The sequence below is a fragment of the Clostridium boliviensis genome, from assembly GCF_033342255.1.
Classification (GTDB): Bacteria; Bacillota; Clostridia; order Lachnospirales; family Lachnospiraceae; genus Lacrimispora; species Lacrimispora boliviensis.
On the sequence record NZ_JAWONS010000133.1, the window covers coordinates 103,762 to 124,026 of the forward strand.

The 20,265-nt window shown below is 43.8% G+C and carries 18 protein-coding genes; 12 read left to right on the forward strand and 6 right to left on the reverse strand.

Features of this window, described 5'->3' with window-relative positions; translation table 11 throughout:
• The first annotated feature begins 30 nt into the window (after positions 1-30).
• Genes RZO55_RS09505 through RZO55_RS09515 form a run of 3 tightly spaced genes read left to right on the forward strand, consistent with a single transcriptional unit; the run spans position 31 to position 3,613 of the window.
• Entirely contained in the window at positions 31-1,551 is a 1,521-nt protein-coding gene (locus RZO55_RS09505) for a sugar ABC transporter ATP-binding protein (protein ID WP_318064036.1), read from the forward strand.
• Entirely contained in the window at positions 1,544-2,599 is a 1,056-nt protein-coding gene (locus RZO55_RS09510) for an ABC transporter permease (RefSeq protein WP_318064037.1), read from the forward strand. The genes RZO55_RS09505 and RZO55_RS09510 overlap by 8 nt, the downstream gene beginning before the upstream one ends.
• Positions 2,600-3,613: an ABC transporter permease subunit gene (locus RZO55_RS09515; RefSeq protein WP_318064038.1), complete on the forward strand. Its 1,014-nt coding sequence runs from the start codon at positions 2,600-2,602 to the stop codon at positions 3,611-3,613.
• Positions 3,614-3,672: 59 nt separating this feature from the next.
• Here RZO55_RS09515 and RZO55_RS09520 read toward each other — a convergent pair whose 3' ends face one another.
• Positions 3,673-3,822 carry an LDCC motif putative metal-binding protein gene (locus RZO55_RS09520; RefSeq protein ID WP_318064039.1) on the reverse strand — a complete coding sequence of 50 codons (150 nt, stop codon included), beginning with the start codon at positions 3,820-3,822 and terminating at the stop codon, positions 3,673-3,675.
• A gap of 133 nt (positions 3,823-3,955) precedes the next feature.
• Between RZO55_RS09520 and RZO55_RS09525 the strand changes: the two genes are divergently transcribed.
• Positions 3,956-5,401 carry an MATE family efflux transporter gene (locus RZO55_RS09525; protein ID WP_336624282.1) on the forward strand — a complete coding sequence of 482 codons (1,446 nt, stop codon included), beginning with the start codon at positions 3,956-3,958 and terminating at the stop codon, positions 5,399-5,401.
• A 16-nt stretch (positions 5,402-5,417) separates the two neighbouring features.
• A complete protein-coding gene (locus RZO55_RS09530; protein WP_318064040.1) occupies positions 5,418-6,419 on the forward strand; it encodes an alpha/beta hydrolase in 1,002 nt (333 codons plus the stop codon).
• 6 nt (positions 6,420-6,425) lie between these two features.
• Here the strand turns inward: RZO55_RS09530 and RZO55_RS09535 are convergent, their stop codons facing one another.
• The 5 genes from RZO55_RS09535 to RZO55_RS09555 form a co-directional block, all read right to left on the reverse strand.
• The gene (locus RZO55_RS09535) at positions 6,426-7,253 is read right to left on the reverse strand and encodes a helix-turn-helix transcriptional regulator (protein ID WP_318064041.1); all 828 of its coding nucleotides are present in this window, start codon (positions 7,251-7,253) and stop codon (positions 6,426-6,428) included.
• A gap of 159 nt (positions 7,254-7,412) precedes the next feature.
• The gene (locus tag RZO55_RS09540; protein WP_318064042.1) at positions 7,413-8,717 is read right to left on the reverse strand and encodes a TRAP transporter large permease; all 1,305 of its coding nucleotides are present in this window, start codon (positions 8,715-8,717) and stop codon (positions 7,413-7,415) included.
• Between the two features lie 3 nt (positions 8,718-8,720).
• Positions 8,721-9,224, reverse strand: a complete 504-nt coding sequence (locus RZO55_RS09545; RefSeq protein ID WP_318064043.1) for a TRAP transporter small permease — start codon at positions 9,222-9,224, stop codon at positions 8,721-8,723.
• A gap of 14 nt (positions 9,225-9,238) precedes the next feature.
• Positions 9,239-10,261, reverse strand: a complete 1,023-nt coding sequence (locus tag RZO55_RS09550; RefSeq protein ID WP_318064044.1) for a TRAP transporter substrate-binding protein — start codon at positions 10,259-10,261, stop codon at positions 9,239-9,241.
• Positions 10,262-10,282: 21 nt separating this feature from the next.
• Complete coding sequence (locus RZO55_RS09555; RefSeq protein ID WP_318064045.1) at positions 10,283-12,784, reverse strand: glycoside hydrolase family 31 protein; 2,502 nt, start codon at positions 12,782-12,784, stop codon at positions 10,283-10,285.
• 295 nt (positions 12,785-13,079) lie between these two features.
• Here RZO55_RS09555 and RZO55_RS09560 point away from each other — a divergent pair, with 295 nt between their 5' ends.
• From RZO55_RS09560 to RZO55_RS09590, 7 genes are all read left to right on the forward strand, one after another.
• Positions 13,080-13,880 (forward strand): alpha/beta hydrolase, encoded by an 801-nt coding sequence (locus RZO55_RS09560; RefSeq protein ID WP_318064046.1) that lies wholly within the window; start codon positions 13,080-13,082, stop codon positions 13,878-13,880.
• A gap of 239 nt (positions 13,881-14,119) precedes the next feature.
• Positions 14,120-15,046 (forward strand): LysR family transcriptional regulator, encoded by a 927-nt coding sequence (locus RZO55_RS09565; protein ID WP_318064047.1) that lies wholly within the window; start codon positions 14,120-14,122, stop codon positions 15,044-15,046.
• 80 nt (positions 15,047-15,126) lie between these two features.
• Positions 15,127-16,767 (forward strand): nickel ABC transporter substrate-binding protein, encoded by a 1,641-nt coding sequence (gene nikA, locus RZO55_RS09570; protein ID WP_318064048.1) that lies wholly within the window; start codon positions 15,127-15,129, stop codon positions 16,765-16,767.
• Between the two features lie 104 nt (positions 16,768-16,871).
• Positions 16,872-17,813 carry a nickel/cobalt ABC transporter permease gene (gene opp1B / locus RZO55_RS09575; protein ID WP_318064049.1) on the forward strand — a complete coding sequence of 314 codons (942 nt, stop codon included), beginning with the start codon at positions 16,872-16,874 and terminating at the stop codon, positions 17,811-17,813.
• A 1-nt stretch (position 17,814) separates the two neighbouring features.
• Positions 17,815-18,639 (forward strand): nickel/cobalt ABC transporter permease, encoded by an 825-nt coding sequence (gene opp1C, locus RZO55_RS09580; protein ID WP_318064050.1) that lies wholly within the window; start codon positions 17,815-17,817, stop codon positions 18,637-18,639.
• The gene (locus tag RZO55_RS09585; RefSeq protein ID WP_318064051.1) at positions 18,639-19,469 is read left to right on the forward strand and encodes an ABC transporter ATP-binding protein; all 831 of its coding nucleotides are present in this window, start codon (positions 18,639-18,641) and stop codon (positions 19,467-19,469) included. Before opp1C ends, RZO55_RS09585 begins: the two co-directional genes overlap by 1 nt.
• Positions 19,466-20,251 carry an ABC transporter ATP-binding protein gene (locus RZO55_RS09590; protein WP_318064052.1) on the forward strand — a complete coding sequence of 262 codons (786 nt, stop codon included), beginning with the start codon at positions 19,466-19,468 and terminating at the stop codon, positions 20,249-20,251. Before RZO55_RS09585 ends, RZO55_RS09590 begins: the two co-directional genes overlap by 4 nt.
• The last annotated feature ends 14 nt before the right edge of the window (positions 20,252-20,265 follow it).

Here is a 20,265-nt window from a genome sequence, read left to right on the forward strand (position 1 = left end):
AAAATAGTGGAGAAAAAAGGAGGAGATCTTATGCCCAATGAGATAGTACTTAGCATGAAAAACATATCAAAGACATTTCCCGGGGTGCGTGCCTTAGACCATGTGGATTTTATCTTACGAAGCGGGGAGATCCATGCTCTCATGGGAGAAAACGGAGCAGGGAAATCTACCCTCATAAAGGTTTTGACTGGGGTAGAGGAATTTGAATCAGGTGAGATACAAATTGAGGGTGGAAGCAGGTCAATTATCAACCACTCTCCGCAGGAAGCCCAGGAGCATGGGATCAGCACAGTATATCAGGAGGTAAATCTCTGCCCTAATTTATCGGTTGCGGAAAATCTGTTCATCGGAAGGGAACCAAAGAGAGCCGGACTGATTGACTGGAAGACAATGAACCGGAAGGCAGCAGAGCTTTTATCCAGACTTGAAATGAATATTGATGTGACAAGAGCGCTGGAGAATTATTCCATTGCTTTGCAGCAGATGATTGCTATAGCGAGAGCCGTAGATATGTCGGCAAAAGTTCTGATTCTCGATGAACCCACGTCTTCCCTTGATGACAACGAGGTTGTGAAGTTATTCGGCCTGATGAGGCGTCTGAAAGCAGAAGGAGTCGGTATTATTTTTGTAACCCATTTTCTGGAGCAGGTTTACGAGGTATGCGATAAAATTACCGTACTCAGAAACGGAGGACTGGTAGGGGAATATGAAACGGAGACGCTCCCCAGAGTTCAGCTGGTAGCAAAGATGATGGGTAAGGATTTTGATGATCTGGCAGCTATTAAAAAAGAAGGAAACCGTGTTCAGAAAAACAGTGAAGCAGTGATTGATGCAATGGGAATCGGCAGGCATGGCACTATAAAACCATACGATTTACAGATCCGAAAGGGAGAAGTAATCGGGCTTACCGGTCTTTTGGGATCCGGCCGTTCTGAACTGGCAAGAAGTCTTTATGGAGCGGATAAACCGGACAGCGGACATCTGAAGGTGAACGGCAAAGCTGTGGTCATCCGCACACCCATTGATGCCATGATGGCTGGTATGGCATACCTTCCGGAGAACCGGAAAGAAGAAGGAATTGTCGCTGATTTATCGGTCAGGGAGAATTTGATTCTGGCTTTGCAGGCAAAGAGAGGAATGTTTCATCCCATTGGAAGCAAAGAACAGGAGGAACTTGCGAACAAGTATGTGGAATTGCTGCAAATCAAGACAGCAAGCCTGGACACTCCGATAAAAAGCTTAAGCGGAGGAAACCAGCAGAAGGTAATTCTGGGCAGATGGCTTCTGACTGATCCTGATTTTCTGATTCTTGATGAACCTACAAGAGGAATTGATGTTGGAACAAAAACTGAGATTCAGAAACTGGTGGTTCAGCTGGCAAAAAAGGGCGTTACCGTTATGTTTATATCTTCGGAAATTGAGGAGATGATCCGAACCTGCAGCCGGATGGCAGTTTTAAGAGACAGGGAGAAGGTTTCTGAACTAAAGGAGGAGGAACTTGACCAAAACCATATCATGAAGGCAATTGCAGGAGGTGGAACCAATGAATAAGGGAAAGGCATTTATAAAAAGACTGACAGGATACCGCTTATTTCTTCCCATCTTCTGTCTGGTGCTTGTTCTGATATCCAATTTGATTAAAACACCAGGTTTCTTTGAAGTTACAATTAAAAACGGCGTTCTTTACGGATATATCATTGATGTGATTAACCGCGCCAGCGATCTGGTAATTTTATCCGTTGGTATGACATTGGTGGTTGCTGCCTCCGCAGGTACAGATATTTCGGTAGGGGCTGTTATGTCTGTGGCAGGCGCTGTGTGCTGCTTTATTCTTTCCGGCGGACAGCAGACGGTGAATGAATTTGCCAATCCCTATATTCTGGGTGTATTGGCGGCAATTCTTGCAGGAATCCTCTGTGGTTGTTTTAATGGCTTTCTTGTGGCAAGGCTTAAGATTCAGCCTATGGTGGCGACTTTGATTTTATTTACGGCTGGCAGGGGAATTGCACAGCTGATTACCAAGGGACAGATCACCTATATCCGTGTGGAATCTTATAAGATGCTGGGAGCCAGCATTCCTGGAATCCCCATACCCACTCCGGTGTTTGTTGCGCTGATCGTGGTGCTTCTCACCTATGTTCTGTTGAGGAAAACTTCTCTGGGGCTCTACATTCAGACGGTGGGAATTAATCCAAAAGCTTCTAAGCTTATGGGAATTAAATCTTCCATGATTATTTTTCTATCCTACGTTTTCTGCGGTCTTTGTGCCGGCATATCCGGTCTGGTGGCTTCTTCAAGAATCTATTCTGCTGATGCCAATAACATCGGACTGAACCTGGAGCTGGATGCCATTTTAGCTGTCGCTTTGGGCGGCAACAGTCTGGCAGGAGGAAAATTTTCACTTTTAGGAAGTGTAATTGGAGCATATACCATTCAGGCATTGAGCACAACCCTTTATGCCATGGGCGTTTCTCCCGATCAGATTCCGGTTTATAAAGCTATTGTCGTTGTCGTGATTGTAGCGTTGCAGTCAACGGAATTAAAACGCATGGTCAATAAACTTCAGATGAATGTTAAATCAGGAAAGAAGGTGGCATAAATGAAAAAAAGGGAAAAAATTGATGGAAAAGTATTTTTACTGATCATCACCATCCTTCTCTTTTTGGTGATGTATGCAGCTGGTCTGATTATATTTAACAGCAAAGGGTTTGCAAAACCCCAGGTGTTTTTAAATCTGTTCATCTCCAATGCCGGTCTGATCGTCATTGCAGCCGGCATGACCATGGTAATGATAACCGGAGGAATCGATATTTCAGTGGGGTCTGTGGTTGCGATGACCTGCATGATGCTTGCGTGGATGATGGAAAATAAGGGAATAGGGGCGGTTCCGGCGCTTTTGATGGTTCTTTTTATGGGCATTGTATTTGGTCTGGTTCAGGGCTTTTTCATCGCTTATTTAAAGCTTCAGCCTTTTATTGTAACACTGGCCGGAATGTTCTTTGCAAGAGGTATGACAGCCATTATCAGCCAGGAAATGATCAGCATTAAAAATGAAATGTTTTTAAAATGGGCAAAGAGTAAAATTAACCTGGCCTTTTTAGGGGGGGCGGTAAACAAAAAAGGCGTGATAAATTATCCGTTTATTTATCCCAGTGTAATCATCGCACTGGTGACTCTGATCGGCATATTTATTCTTTTAAAGTTCACCAAGTTTGGCAGAACAATTTATGCGGTAGGAGGAAATGAACAGTCTGCACTCATGATGGGACTGAATGTCAGACGGACCAAGCTGCTTGTTTACGTGATCAATGGATTTTTATGTTCTCTGGGAGGCTTCCTGTTTGCATTGAATACCTGCGCGGGATTTGTTGAGCAGGCCAAAGGATTTGAGATGGAAGCAATTGCTTCTGCTGTAATCGGCGGAACCTTACTGACAGGAGGTGTTGGCAATGTATTCGGCAGTCTGTTCGGTGTTTTGATTAAGGGAACCATTGAAACCTTTATTACATTTCAGGGAACACTCTCTTCCTGGTGGACTAAGATTACAATTGCAGCACTGCTTGCGTTCTTTATTATTCTCCAGAGCCTGTTTGCAAAGGCAAAAGAAAAGTAATAAAACGGGAAAGAAACAGAAGCCGGGGGAATATGCCTTCCCCCGGCTTCTGTTTCTTTTTATCTTTGGCCGCTTTTTTTCTGGTTTTCCGGTCTGCGGTTAAGATTGCAGCAGTCCATTGTCTGATTACCAAAGGTTTCCCTGTTCGTTTTAGCCATATCAGCCAGGTAGTTCTGAAATGCTTTTTTTATTCGTTGTCCAGGTTTCATCGGATTTACCTCCTGTAATTGGTTTTGTATTAATGGTAGTATTCTGATTTGTAGAAACTATGGAGAAGTTTTGATTGCCTTTGCAGGTTTTAAATATTATAATCGAGTATACCTGCATTACACAACAGCAGGAATGAAACTGGCAAAAACGGAGGTTAACAGAAAAAGTACGCTTTTACTGGAAAGTATGATGAACAAATTAATAGGAAATAAGGCATTTTATAAAAAGGTGCTGATCATTGCAATTCCCATTATGATCCAGAACGGAATTACCAATTTCGTCAGTCTGCTGGACAATATTATGGTGGGAATGGTGGGGACCGGGCAGATGTCCGGGGTGGCAATTGTGAATCAGCTGATATTTGTCTTTAATGTCAGTATCTTTGGCATTGTTTCTGGTGCAGGAATCTTTGGCGCTCAGTTCTATGGCAGTGGCAAGCATGACGGAGTAAGGCATACATTCCGGTTCAAATTTTTATTTTGCCTTCTTCTGTCAGCTGTGGCTGCAATTATATTTTATTTTTACGGAGAAAACCTGATTTACCTTTACCTTCATGGAGAAGATAAGGGCGGAGATCTTTCGGTTGCCATGAATAGTGGCCGCAGATATATGCTTGTTATGATGCTGGGGCTTCTACCCTTTGCCCTTGAGCAGGCGTATACCAGCACTCTTCGTGAATGCGGGGAAACGGTGATTCCCATGAAGGCCGGAATTGCTGCAGTACTGGTTAATGTGGTCCTTAACTATATTCTTATCTTTGGTAAATTCGGAGTACCGGCTTTTGGCGTGGTGGGGGCAGGAATTGCCACTGTTGTGGCAAGGTATATTGAGACTGTAATTGTAATCGTCTGGACCCATAAGCATAAGAGACGCTTTCCATTTATCGTGGGTGCATATAAGAGTATGCATATACCAATGAGCCTGATCGGTAAAATCTTTGTGAAGGGTACGCCTTTGATTGTAAACGAAGCTTTGTGGGCAAGCGGAATGGCTATGTTAATGCAATGCTATTCCATCAGGGGACTGACTGCTGTGGCTGGATTAAATATTTCCAATACCATTGGCAATTTGTTTAATGTAGTTTATATAGCTCTTGGAGTTTCTGTTTCCATTATTGTAGGTCAGCTCTTAGGTGCGGGAAAGATGGAGGAAGCCAGAGATACAGATACGAAACTGATCGCATTTTCCGTTGCCTCCTGTGCTGTTATGGGCACAATACTGGCAATTGTGGCACCTCTTTTCCCTATGATATATAATACAACTGATGAGGTGAAGAACTTAGCGGTTCAGTTAATCCGTATTCTGGCTCTTCTCATGCCAATGAACGCATTTATGAATGTTTCTTATTTTACACTGCGTTCTGGAGGAAAGACAGTTGTAACGTTTTTCTTTGATAGTGTGTTCATGTGGGTGGCAAGTATTCCGGCTGCGTATCTGCTTAGCCGGTATACCCAGATTCCCATTGTTCCGCTGTATTTTATGTGCCAGATGGTAGAGATTATTAAATGTATTATTGGTTTTGTTCTGGTAAAAAAAGGGGTATGGATCCAGAATATTGTTTTAGATCAGGAAGCATAAGAGAGGAGATGGTATCATGTTTGAGTCAGTTACTGTTGATACGACCATTGGAGAACTTTGTACAAAGAAAGAGCTTGAACCGTTTTCTAAGTATTTTTTCACTAACATGACAGAGGATGTGTGGAATCGGAAAATTGGTGATTATGGAAACGAGCGCTGTGGACTTTTGCCTGCAATTAAACGTATTTATGAAGTAATGGAAGTAAAAAGCCAGATAATCTATGATGTTTATCCGAATGAGGAATGGGATACAGAACCGGACAAGGAGCAGGTGAAGCTGATTCATATGCCAGGGGATCCGGATAAGCCCTTTGTGCTGGTGTGCCCTGGAGGAGGGTATGCAAGAGAATGGGTCCTGGTTGAAGGGTATCCCATTGCGGAGCAATTAAACCGGATGGGGTATTCTGCATTTATCTTAATATACAGAACAGGACAGAAAAAGCTTCTTCCAAAGCCCCTGAATGATATCGCAGCTGCCTTAAAATTCCTGGCGGACCATAAGAATGAGTTTCAGATCCGTATGGAAGGATATGCGATGGCGGGATTTTCAGCAGGGGGCCATCTGGCGGCTGTGTGGGGAATAAAAGAGAAAGGATATGAAGCCTATGGTCTAAATAAGCCGGCTGCATTGTTCCTTGGTTATCCAAGCATCTCAACGGTTCAGTTTTTAAAGGATATGGAGCGGGCAACAGATTCAGAGCGGGCGGCTGCCGTGAAGTATTTAGAACGGATCGGAGGAGAGCATTTTACAAAAGAGGATTTGGCAGAGTATAGCGTGGAGTATCATATGGATCAGGATTATCCCCCTTGTTATCTGGTTCACAGTAAGGATGATCCTGTGGTTAATATAGAAGCCAGCTGCGTCATGCAGGAACGGCTAAAGCAGTTTAATATTATGAACAGAGTAAGGTTTATGGAGCAGGGCGGTCACAGCTTTGGTCTGGGGAACGGGACTGAGCTTGATGGCTGGCTGGCAGACGCCGTCAGATTCTGGGAAAGGTGCGGTAATTTTAATTAAATGCACTCACCCCTGTTCTTTCTGATCGGCGTGCTGTTTACGGCTTTTGGAGGGTGACATGCCTATAATAGACTTAAATACACGGTTAAAATGAGTTACATTGGAAAAACCCACCTCTTTGCTGATATCGGTGATAGTGCGGTTTGTCTCCATAAAAAGCCGCTGGGCATGAATAATACGTATGTTATTGATATATTGAATAATCGTGCTGTTGGTATAGCGCTTAAACTCCCGGCATAGATAATAAGGGCTGATGTAAAAACGGGAGGCAAGGTCCTCCAGAGTAATATTTTCCGAATAGTGGTTATGAAGGTAGTGAAGGATTTCTGTAATGCGGCTCTGGTTTTCCGGGGCCGCTGTTTCATCCGATCTTCTGGCAGTTTTAATTAAAATCTGATTTAATAACATCTTCATGGCATCAAAATGATACCCTTCTGCGTCTTCCTGCTCTTTAAGGATTTCCTTCAGAAGGAAGTGGACAGACTGGCTTGTTTTGGTGTCAAACCGGTATACTCCGGCCGACTGGCTGAATATGTGGAGAACTTCGGGAACCATAACTGTTTCCGGCGTAAAATAAACGAGAAGACGTTTAAAGGGTACATCATTATCTCCGTAAGAATGGTGCATGGAATACGGCGGAAAGATGATGAATTCTCCTGAGTTTAAGGAATAGATACTGTCGTCTACCATATGGTAACGCTTCCCATATTCCAGATAGTACAATTCATAATATTCATGATAATGAGATTTGGCCATATTATCGTTCACGCCCTGTATGCGTTCACTGGCTATCATACGGCCTCCTGCCATCATAAAACTTGCTATGTCAATCAAGTAAATTACCCCCTCGTAAGGAATGCTCTTAAGTATGGTTACATCGGCTGGATTCATTATAACGTTTTCATGACACGATATCAATACGGGATTAAAAGGAATTACTACTACAAAAACCGCCCCTGTAACTGTATGACAGGGACGGTTTTTAATATTGCTTTATTTGATTAATCCAAGAAGCTTTGGCAGTGCCAGAGACAGAGCCGGAATATAGGTAACTGCCAGTAACAGTGCCACCAGTGAAAATAAGTAAGGCAGGAGCTGCTTTACAACCTGTTCAATGGAAACCTTGCTGATTCCGCAGGAAATGAACAGTACTGATCCTACAGGAGGTGTCATGGTTCCAAGACACATATTAAATACAAGCATAACACCAAAATGTATCGGATCCATTCCAAAGCTTGTGGCGATTGGAAGGAAAATAGGTGTGAAAATCAGACATGCCGGAGTAATATCCATGAATGTTCCGATTACTAAAAGTACTATGTTCATAAGCAGAAATACGACATATTTGTTGTCTGATACGGACATGATCGCATTGCTGATAGCTGCAGGTATTCCGGAATAAGCCATAACCCATGACATTGCTGAGGAGGCGGAGATCAGAAACAGTATGATTCCGCTGGTACATGCGCTCTTTAAAAGGATATCCAGAAAATCCTGGAAGGTGATACTGCGGTAAACCAAGGATAAGATAAGGCAGTACAAAACTGCAATTCCTGCACCTTCTGTTGCGGTAAATACGCCGCCTACAATACCTCCTATTACAATAACAATGAGAAGAAGGCTTGGAATTGCTTCCATCGTGGTTTTAACTGCCTGGTTGAAGCTTACTTTGGGAGATACTGGGTAATTATGTTTCTTTGCATAAAAATAAGCAATCAGCATGGTTGATAGTCCCATAAGAAGTCCAGGTATGTAACCGGCCATAAACAGAGCGGAGATGGAGACGCCCCCTGCAATGGTAGAATAAACAATAAATGCGCTGGTAGGCGGAATCAGAAGCCCGGTTGGAGCGGAAGCAATATTCACGCAGGTAGAAAATGCCGGATCATAACCTTCCTCTTCCTCCATTGGATTCAGAGTGCCTCCGATCGCAGCTGCGGCAGCTACGGCAGAACCGGAGAGTGCGCCGAACAGCATATTTCCAAGAACATTGGTCTGGGCCAGAGAACCGGGAATCCGTCCGGAGATAATCTTTGCAAAATTAATCAGCCTTCTTGCAATTCCACCGTTGTTCATGATGTTGCCGGCCAGAATAAACAGGGGTACCGCAAGAAGTGAGAAGCTTTCCACACCGCTGTTCATCTTCTGCATTACAATGAAAATAACCTGATCCCAGGAGAGGTTTGCCAGTGCGGTAGCAACGGAGGATACCAGGATGCTGATGGAGATGGGGCAGCCTAAGAACAGAAGCACCCCGAAAACCGCAAATAGCACGATGGTTGAGATAATAATATTCATGGATTAAACTTCCCCCTTTGCTTTAATGGTAATACCGGTTGCGTCTTCCCAGATGTTGATAATCTGTACAATGATAATGAAAACGCCGGATATGGGAGCCATGCTGTAAACAAGACTTCTGGATATACCAAGAAGTGCTGAATACTCCATTCTCGCGCTGATTGCCAGTTTTGCTCCGCCTATGGTCATTACAAACAGGGCAAATGCCAGTACCAGTAAATCGGTGAAAATCATCAGGGATTTTCTGCTTACAGGATTTAACTTGTCCCTTATGAATAACAATGCCATATGCTGTCTGGTACTGAACGCATATGCTGCTCCCACAAACCCGGTCCAGATCAGCAGATAGCGCACGATTTCCTCCGTGAAATCGCTGGGGTTGTTCAGTACATAACGTGTAAATACCTGATAGATTACCAGAAAGCTCATAACTGTTAAAAGGACAGCTGCGATTCTGGAGAGCAGGTAATTGATTCCGCTTTTAATATTAGTCAGTAAGTGTTCCATTTTTGTCCTCCATGTTAGTCGACGGAATTGATGATGTTTAAAACATCCTGTACCTTTGGATATTTTTCAGAATAGCTTTCAATCATTTCCTTGGTTGCAGAGCGGAAGGCATCTTTATCCACATCTTCAATAAAGGTAACGCCCATCGTATCTTTGGCTTCAGAAATTGCTTTTTCAATGCCGGCATCCCACGCAACCTTATGTGATTGTGTTGATTTTTTCGCAGCACTGATTAAAATATTCTGATCCTCTGGTGTAAGCTGTTTCCAGATCACGGAACTGATTACCAAAACGTCGGGAATCATTGAGTGCTGGTCAACAGAGTAATATTTGCAGATTTCACCGTGTTTTCCTGTAGTCAGGGCAGTTTCGTTATTCTCTGTTCCATCGATAATGCCAGTCTGTAAGGAGGTGAACACATCTCCCATAGCCATAGCAACTGGGGTTCCGCCCAATGCTTTGATCATATCGGTCTGGGATTTCATATCCTGGACACGGATTTTTAAGCCCTTTAAGTCTTCAGGCTTCCGGATCGGTTTGTTAATGGTGTAAAATGAACGGGATCCGGAGGTATAGTAAGTCAGAGTAACAAATCCGTCTTTCTCACTGGAGCGGAAGAAGTCACCCATGGCATCTGAATCCATTACATCGTAATAGTTCTGGGTATCTTTAAAAATATAAGGAAGACCAAAGGTATGGTAGCCTTCATTGTAAGTGGCAAGTCCGGGAGCTGATACTCTGGTCATACCTACTACACCGGCCATGAGCTGCTCTAAAACTTCCGTTTCAGAACCTAACTGTCCGCCGGGGTAAATCTGTATTTTAATTCTTCCGTTGCTTTCTTCTTCTACCAGATCGGCAAAATCCTGCAATGCGATTGAGGTAATATGTGTCTCGCTTAAGTTATGAGCCAAAGTCAGCACCATGGGATTTTCAGGGGTCGCTTCAGCGCTGTTTTTTACGCCCGATTTACCGCATCCTGCCAGCATTGCGGCAGAGACAGCACAGGCTGTAAAGAGTAACAATAGTTTTTTCATTGTGTACGAACTCCTTTATATTTACATACCGATCATATCGAACTGCTGGAATGAGATTACAAGCTTGCAGTCTTTTTTCGGATTTTTATATTTAATCTGAACAGATTTTAATGTCTGGCTGTAATACCAACCGCATTCTGCTGCTTCAAATTTTTTGCGGTATAGGAAATGCGGCAGTTCTGTTCCGTCTAAAGTGATCCAGAATGGCGCTTTTTCTCTGTGGATTACATCCAGGTAAATGGTTTCTACTGCAGTCTGATAGCTGCCTTCCTGCTTAAATTCTACCGTTGTCTGTTCTCCGGCGGTCATTTCAATGACAGTCTTTATATAATCCCCATTCTGATAATTCAGGGTAGTACCGTCATCTTCATAGAGTGTAAATGTGTTGCTTTTACCGGCAGCTAAAAGCAGGCGAATACCGGTGACGGTTTCGGTGGATAAGTTATTCATCTGGTTAGCAGCCATAGGGATAATGGCACCTTCCCTGACAAAAAGAGGTATGCTTTCCAGTGTGACCGGAAGCTCCACGGTCTGTCCGCCCTTAAATTGCTCTCTTGTATAGAAATCATAGAAGGTCTCTCCGGCAGGTAAATAGACTTCTCTTGTAACAGCGTCTTTTTCCACCACATTTGCTACCAGAAGTGAGTCTCCGATCATAAAGTCCACACCCTCTTCATAACAGCGGGCATCGTGTTGGAATGCGCTGCACATAGGCTCCATAATGGGGAGTCCTGTCTCATGGGCACGTTCCATAAGAGAATACAGATAAGGAATCAGTCTGTAACGGAATTTGATGGCATCCCGGATATAGCCTGTGCAGTTTCCGTACATCCAGGGTTCCGTTACCGTATTATCTGTATTAACGGAGTGAACGGAGAATCGTGGCTGAAAAATTCCGTTCTGTATCCAGCGCACCATCAGCTCTGCTTCCGGAGACGTTCCATAAAATCCGCCGATGTCACAGCCCTGGTTTGCCACACCGCTTAAGCTCATGCCAAGTATGGTTGCGATGTTATATTTAAGAGAATCCCAGCAGGTTAAATTATCCCCAGCCCAGGTCTGGGCATAGCGCTGAATTCCGCTGTGTCCGGACCGGCATACAATAAACGGCCTGGTGTTGTCAAAGGTTTCATGTATGGCCTCATCGGTGATGTGGCACATTATGTTGGACATGACAGATTTTAACTGTCCGATGGTACCGCCTTTTCCTTCGAAATCACAGCGGCAGTCCTTGTCCACCATGCTGTCATATTCACAGTTGTCATTCCAGACAGAACAGGTTCCCATTTCCAGAACGTTTTTCTTTAACAGGTCCTTCCAGACAGTACGGGTTACGGGTTTTGTAAAGTCAGCAAAAACACCTTTTCCGCCCCACCAGGTTCCGATTCCAGGCTCATCGCTCTGGCTGTCTTTTACAAAAATACCTTTGGCCTTCATCTTGTCAAGATCCGGATGAGATAAAAGAATCCCTGGTTTTACGTTTGGAGATACGGTGATTCCTCTTTTTCTCATTTGTTCAAAGAAATCTTTGGGATTTTTAAAGCGTTTTTCGTTCCAGGTAAATACACAGCGTTTTATACCCTGGTCTGTTTCCTGAGAGGTATAACCGGATGAAAGCTGAAAGCCGTCTACCGGGATATCTTCTTCTTTTGTTGTGTCAATAAATTCTGCGATTGCATCGTCGCAGTCCGCTTCCAGTTCAGGGTAATACATGGAGGAACCCAGGTAGCCCAGTGCATAACGGGGAAGCATGGCAGATTTACCGGTGAGATCCGTATACCGGGAAACAACTTCTCGTATAGAAGGTCCGGCAATCAAAAACAAGTCGATATCACCACCGTCTGTACGGTACCGGCTATGGGGTTTCCAGTAATTGCTTTTTTCTCTTCCCATATCAAAATCACATTCATACGTGTTGTGATAGAAGTAACCCACGGCTTTTTTTGAGCTGCGGTTCAATTTCACATAAAACGGTATGTGCTTATAAAGGGAATCGGTTTCTTTGGGATTATAACCCATCGCATCTTTGGGGCTCATGGATAAGAATTTCTGTGCTTTATTCCATTGACCGCTCTTTTCTCCAAATCCATAGAAACAATCTTCTGGTGAGATTTCACTGGTATGGATTCTGCGGTGATTGCTGTCTTCCTGATAACCAAGGTCTACGATATCGGAATGGAGGCAGGTACCTTCCTTATCATAAATACAGATGCGGAATGGATCTTTTTCAATAACGACCTTTAAACTGGCTCCCTGAATCACAGCCTGGTGTTCTGACTGAATTAGTTCTGCTGACGCAGGAATAATCTTTTTGCGTTGATCTTTCATCAGCTCATCCATGCGGTCTTCCCATGCTGTCATGACGAGACTGTAGGATTCTTCTGCAAAGTCTCCGTCAAATCCGGCGCGGATCCGAAGAATGGAATCTGTAAGGAATAGTACCCGGATTTCAACAGAATTGGTGGCAATGCTAAAATATTGATCTATCTGCTTTACTTCAATTGCGTTTGTGCATAGCTTCATAGGGTGTATTCTCCTTTACTTGAATGTTAAATCTGTTAGCGTTACTATCATAAAGAAAACGGCATAAAAAAACTAGACTAAAATTGCAGATTGTAAGCCAAAACTATACATATCTTGCACTGTTTTAATATAAAACATGCCCGAAATTGCTAAAAAATTGGATTTAAAATGGCAATATAGGTATAAGATATATAAAAACAGTGCAATTTTTGTCTAGTTCTGAAACGAGAAGATGCCTATAATGAAATAAAGAGGAAGCAGATTGCTTCCGGCAAAGAAAGAGGAGGTTTTAACCATGGCCAGTATGAATTGTCATTATTATAGTTATTCTTTGGGACATACCGTGGATGTCAATGTATTTGTACCAACACCGGAGGGAAATGAGCAGATTACCAGTGACTCGGCAAAGAAAGCATTTCCTTATGAGAAGGGACTGCCAGTCTTATATCTGCTCCATGGAGCGTTTGGAGATTATAGCTCCTGGATGCGTTTTTCCAATATTGAGCGCTATGCCCAGAAACATTGCTGCGTGGTTGTCATGGCGTCTGCGGAAAACAGTTTTTATCAGGATATGTACCGTGGAAACCGCTACTTTACCTTTTTTACGGAAGAATTGCCTGCATTTATTAAAAGCATTTTCCCAGTATCTAAAAGACGGGAGGACACCTTTGTGGCAGGTCTTTCCATGGGTGGCTACGGAGCCTGGTTTTTAGGACTTTCAAAACCGGAGCAGTATGCAAAGGCCGCCAGTATGTCCGGTGCGCTGGACATTGTAAAAACCTTTGAAGGAATGAAAAACGGGACGATAGAGGGACCATTTCCATGGGATAATATTTTTGAAAATCCTGATAATCTGTCAGGAAGCAGCGCTGATCTGATGCAGCTGTATGACTGCTGTGTGAAAAATGGTGTGGTGCCGCAGCTTTATCAGGCATGCGGAACAGAAGATTTCCTTTTTGAAATGAACAGAGAAGTAAAGAAGATTATGGAAGACAAGGGAGCCCACGTGTTATATGAAGAAGGACCGGGCGGTCATAACTGGGATTTCTGGGATCATTATATTAAGAATGTCCTGCAATGGATGCTGCCTGTTTAATTGAGAATTCTTTTCAAACAGAGGGCTTGTTTTTTTAGATATCTTATGTTATTATAATGACAGTTAGTTATTGCTAACTACGTGTGAATATTCTAACATCAGACTAACCCTCTGAATGTATCCTTCATTTGACCCGTGAGGGATCATGACTCCTACGAAAAAGCCGTACCTGTTACCGCATGACAGTACGGCTTTTTTGGTTAGGAAACGGGCAGGTTTTTCGTGTATCGGAGGAAGAAATGGAAATTAAACAACTGGAATACTTTGTAGCTACTGCGGACCATGGCAGCTTAAACAAGGCGGCTGAGCAGCTTTATACATCTCAGCCTAATGTCAGCAAGGTGATAGCTAATTTAGAAAAGGATTTAGGCGTAATTTTATTTGAACGCAACAGCAGGGGGATGCGTATGACAGAGCAGGGAAAGATGCTCTACGGTCACGCCCTTACTATACTGAAAAATTCCAATATAATCCGGTCTCTTGTTCAGAAAAAAACAGGAAATTATTTTTCAGTTTCAGGGTATCCCAGCAGCATTCTTGCAAAGCTGATGGCGGATAACTATGAAGCTCATAAGGATCAGAACGTTACGTTCGGGTTCAGGGAAGGGACTGTGGAAGAGATTACGGACGATGTGTCTGAGCACATATCGGAGATCGGTATTGTTTATCTGGCACATACCCAGCTGCAGTGCTTTAAGCATATTATCTGGCATAAAAAACTGGAATTTTTTCCTCTTGCCGAGCTTTCCATCTGTGTTTATTTAGGGAGCCATCACCCGTGGTATAACAGGGAATCTGTAGAGCTGAAAGAACTATCCCAGTTAAAATTTATTGAGGGGACCAAGGATTTTTTTGCAATGGAGCATCATATTGAACGGATCAGTGTGGGTGCGGTTCAGATGGAGAACTTAAATAATGCGGTCTGCACCAACAGCGACTATCTGATCACCAGTATGTTAAAGCATACGGATGTCTGCTGCCTGGGTATCGATTTTGTTTCCCGGGAATATGAAGGACAGGGAATACGGGCACTGAAGGTGATGGACTGTGAGAAATTTCTGACTTTGGGATATGTAAAACAGAAGAAAAAGGATCTGTCCTATGAAGCACGGTTTTACATAGAAGAGTTAAAAAAAACGCTGGGGACCTATAACAGATTGTTATAGCCGGTTCTTCCTGATTTGTATTAGTAAGTCAAGACTAACTGTGTTATAGTTAACACCATAGCAAATCAGGAGGAGCAATTATGAAAAAAAGATTATTATATACCTGCCTGGCAGGTGTCATTTCTGCAGCCCTTTTATCAGGGTGCCAGAAGCAGGGAAGTAAAGATGCTGCAGCAACTGGCAAAGAACAGGCAAACACAGAAGCGGCTGCATCCAAAACATCTGAGGGGACGCCAAAAGATGAACTGGTATTTGTAAATTTTCGGGATATCAGGGATTTGAATCCCCATCTGTATGCCGGAGAGATGTATGCCCAGGAAATGCTTTACGAGACTCTGGTCACTATAACCGCTGACGGATATGCCCCCTGCCTGGCAGAAAGCTGGAACATAAGCAATGACGGGAAAACCTATACATTTAAAATCAGGAAGGGCGTTACCTTCTCTGACGGTGAGGCGTGTGATGCCAATGCCATTAAGGCGAATTTTGATGCGATCATTGAAAACAAGGAACGCCATACATGGCTGGAAATGATGAATCTGCTGGTGGGAGTATCCGCTCCTGATGCAGAAACATTTGTCATTGAGCTTTCACAGCCGTATTATCCCATGCTGACAGAGCTGGGAGTTACAAGACCATTTGCAATGATCTCTCCTAAGGCCATGAAAAACGGCAGCACAAAGGATGGCGTGGAAGCTTATATCGGAACAGGTCCTTATGTACTGAAGGAATCTGTTACAGACGAATACGCTGTATTTGAGGCCAATGAAAACTACTGGGGTGAGAAACCAAAGGTGAAAAAGATCACCGTTAAGGTGATTCCGGACAACCAGACCCGAGTTCTGGCACTGGAAAAGGGTGAAATTGATTTAATCTTCGGAAAGAATATGATCGATGCTGATGCAGTGAACAAATATAAGGAAGGTGATAGGTTTTCTGTTGCATTGTCTGAACCTACGTCTACCAGACAGATTGTAATTAATACTACGAATGATATTTTAAAGGATAAGGCAGTGCGTCAGGCAATTCAGCATGCTACCAACCGCCAGGCAATTTCAGACGGTATTTTCTACGGCCTGGAAGCGCCGGCTGATACGCTGTTTTCCAAGACTATCCCTTACTGTAACCTTGATTTAACTCCCTATGAGTTCAGCCAGGATAAGGCTGCGGAAATGTTAGATGAGAGCGGCTGGGTTATGGGAAGCCAGAACATAAGAGAAAAGGACGGAACTCCTTTAAAACTGTCTCTTTTATACAACAGCGACAGCGTTACGGAAAAGACCATTGCAGAATACCTTCAGTCTGAATACGGCAAGCTTGGGATAGGCCTGGAGATCAAGGGCGAAGAAGAACAGTCTTATCGTGACAATATGAAAACAGGAAACTTCGACATGGTGTTTAATATCTGCTGGGGAACGCCCTATGATCCACAGTCTTCTCTGGCTGCCATGAGACAGCGGGTATACGGAGATTATGCAGCACAGCTGGGACTTGAGGATAAAGCAGAGATTGATGAGGCAATTACGGAAATACTGATATCTACAGATGAGGAAAAACGCCAGGAGCTGTACCGCTTCGTTCTGACCAGGCTTCATGAGGATGCAGTTTATATCCCTCTTACCTATGAGTGCAATAAGGCAATCTATGGGTCAGATTTAAAAGGGGTCGGATTTACCCAGACTCAGTATGAAGTACCTTTTGCGCAGATGTATTTTGAATAATTTCCGGGAGGGATTAGAACATGGGAAATACCGGCTGTCTGTATGTCAGGCTGCCGGTTTCCCGTGTTTTTTCATACCTTTCCGCATAAGATGGAGGCGTATTTATGAAGTCCTATATTATTAAGCGAATTCTGTCAGCGATTCCTCTGCTGCTCATGATTTCATTTTTGTGCTTTGTGTTTATCAATATGATTCCCTCCGACCCGGCGGAGGTGGCGCTTAGAGTCCGCCAGACACCGGTTATTACAGAAGATGCCATTTTGCAGGTCAGGGAAGAGCTGGGTTTAAATGATCCATATGTAATCCGGTATCTGCGTTGGGTGGGGAACTGCCTGAGGCTGGATTTTGGTGTCAGCTATACCAATCCATCCAGAACTGTTCTGGGGGAGATTTCCAGATGTTTTCCTGCTACATTTGTACTCGCCATGTCTTCTCTGGTGTTTGTGATCGTCTTAAGCCTCCCCATCGGTTTCTTTTGTGCTGTCTATAAGGACAGCCTGTTTGACCGGATAGTACGGGGGATTGTATTTATGACAACTGCCATGCCGGCATACTGGGTGGGCCTTCTTTTAATATGGCTCATCAGCATTCGGTGGGATCTGCTTCCTACCAGCGGAAGCGGAAGCATAAAGCACTTAATTCTTCCTTCCTTTACCGTAGCACTGACCTATATTTCTACTTACATAAGGCTGATCCGCAACAACATGCTGGAAAATATGAAAGAAGATTACGTTTTGTATGCCAATGTAAGAGGATTAAAGCAGAGAACCATTCTGATAAGGCATATTTTAAAAAACTCCCTTCATACCTGTATTGTGGCTATTGGTATGAGTGTGCCCCAGCTGATGGCGGGGACCATTGTAGTGGAAAATGTTTTCGCATGGCCCGGACTTGGAAAGCTGTGCATTGCATCTATATTCAACCGGGATTATCCGGTAATCCAGACTTATGTGCTGTTAATCGGAACGCTGTTTGTTGTATTTAACCTCTTGTTTGATATTATTCAAAGTATCGCTGATCCCAGACTTCGAAGGGAGGTATCCTAAGATGTGGAGACGTTTTTTGAAAAATAAAATGGCAGTAGTCATGATGGGATTTCTGACTGTAATCGCTTTAGCGGGTGTATTTGCTCCGCTTCTGGCGCCCAATGATCCATATGCAAATGATATTTTAAATAAATTTGCAGGTATCAGTTTTGAGTATCCGTTAGGAACGGATCAGCTTGGACGGTGTATTCTCTCAAGAATGATATACGGTATCCGGCCTACCTTGTTTTTATCTCTTCTGACTATGGCAGGAACCATCGGACTTGGCTGTATCTTAGGATTGCTTGCCGGATATTTCAGAGGACCGGTGGAGGAGATTATAATGAGAGCAGTGGACGTGATGATGTCATTTCCCAGCCAGATCATGGTATTTGCCGTGGTGGCTCTTTTAGGAGTGGATGTGCGCAATGTAATACTTGCAAATGTTCTGATTAAATGGGCATGGTATGCCAGAATGATCCGTACTAATGTTATGAAATACAGGGATAAAAACTTCGTACTGTTTTCCAGATGCGTGGGCAGCGGAGAACCGTATATCCTTTTTCGCCATCTTCTTCCCAGCATTGCATCGGAAATGGCGGTTCTGGCCACTCTGGATATTGGCTGGGCCATTTTAAATATCTCCACTCTTTCCTTTTTGGGACTTGGAGTTCAGGCGCCAACACCGGAATGGGGAGCCATGCTGAATGAAGCAAAAAATGTTATGACAACCAATCCGGTGCAGATGATCGCACCCGGCGTTGCCATAGTTATTGTAGTCGCCGCATTTAACTTACTGGGAGATGCCCTGCGGGATGCCCTGGATCCGAAGGAGGTGGAAGTTTAATGGAACCTGTTTTAGAGGTAAAGAACCTGTTTGTGGAACACTGCAGGAAGAAGCAGAAACAGACCATCATTAAAGGGATTGATTTTAAGGTCTTTCCGGGACAGTGCCTGGGAATATTAGGAGAGAGCGGAAGCGGGAAAAGCATGAGCTTAAAAGCAGTTATGGGGCTTTTGGGAGCTGACTTTTCCGTAACAGGGGAAGCGCTTTTTGGAGGAGAAAATCTGATTGGAAAGACAAAGGAACAGCTTCGCCAGATCAGAGGAAAAAGAATCGCCATGATTCTGCAAAATCCCATGACCTGCTTTGATCCCCTTTACCGGATTGAAGACCAGCTGTCAGAAACCTACAGAGAGCATACGGAGCTGACCAGTAAGGAAATATATGAAAAATCACTGGCAGTTCTTACCACCATGCAGATAAAATATCCGGAGGAAGCTGTTAAAAAATATCCCCATCAGCTGAGCGGAGGAATGCTTCAGCGGATTATGATCGGTCTCGCCATGTCCATGGAGCCGGATCTTCTGATTGCGGATGAGCCGACTACCGCCATTGATGCAATTACCCAGTATGAAATCATGAAGGAATTTATCCGGATAAAAAAAGAGTCCAATACAGCCATGATCTTTATCAGCCATGATTTGGGAGTAATCTCTGCAATCTCTGATGAGGTCCTTGTGCTGAACAAAGGGAAAATGGCAGATCAGGGAACCTTCCGGCAGATATATGAGCAGCCGAAGGACCCTTATACCCGCCTTCTGGTAGAAAAAAAGAAAGCGGTTATGGATCAGTATCACAGGGCCCTTAAAAGGAAAGGTGTGGTGAAACAATGATAAAAGCCGAACATATTGACGTCAGCTTTAAAAATGAAAACCAGACAACACTGTTTGGCAGGGAGCGTCAGCAGGTACTCTTTGATGTATCCTTTGAGGTGAAAAAAGGGCAGTGCCTGGGCATTCTGGGAGAGAGCGGAAGTGGGAAAAGCACCTTGGGAAGAGTTTTATGCGGACTATTAAAGCCGGATAAAGGAAGTGTCTGTTTTGAGGGAGGTAAAAAGACGGTAATCAGTGTGGTGTTTCAGGATTACACCACATCCGCAAATCCCAGATTTACAGTAAAAAGCCTGATTGGAGAAGGGCTGATGGTTAGAGAAAAGAGGGAAAAAAGTGCATTGGACCGCAAGGAAGAGACTGGTCAGCTTTTAAAGCTGGTTGGGCTTGATGAAAGCTATTTACACAGACTTCCCCATGAACTCAGCGGAGGCCAGCTCCAGCGCGTCTGCATTGCCAGGGCACTGGCGGTGAATCCGGAGGTGATTTTGTTCGATGAAGCAATCAGCTCCTTAGATGCCCACACACAGGTACAGATCATGGATCTTTTAAAGCAGATACAGGAAGAGAAAGGGCTGACCTATATTTTTATCACCCATGACTTAACTTCTGTCACCTATTTATGCAGTCATGTACTGTTTCTTTATAAAGGAAAAGCAGTGGAGGTAAGAGAGACAGAAGCAATCAGTGAGGTAAACCATCCTTACGCGAGGAAGCTGCTGGATGCAATACTTGATGTGGAGGAAGTATACAAGCCCAAGGTTCCAGAAGAGGCTGTTTCTTAGAAAGAGAGGAAAAA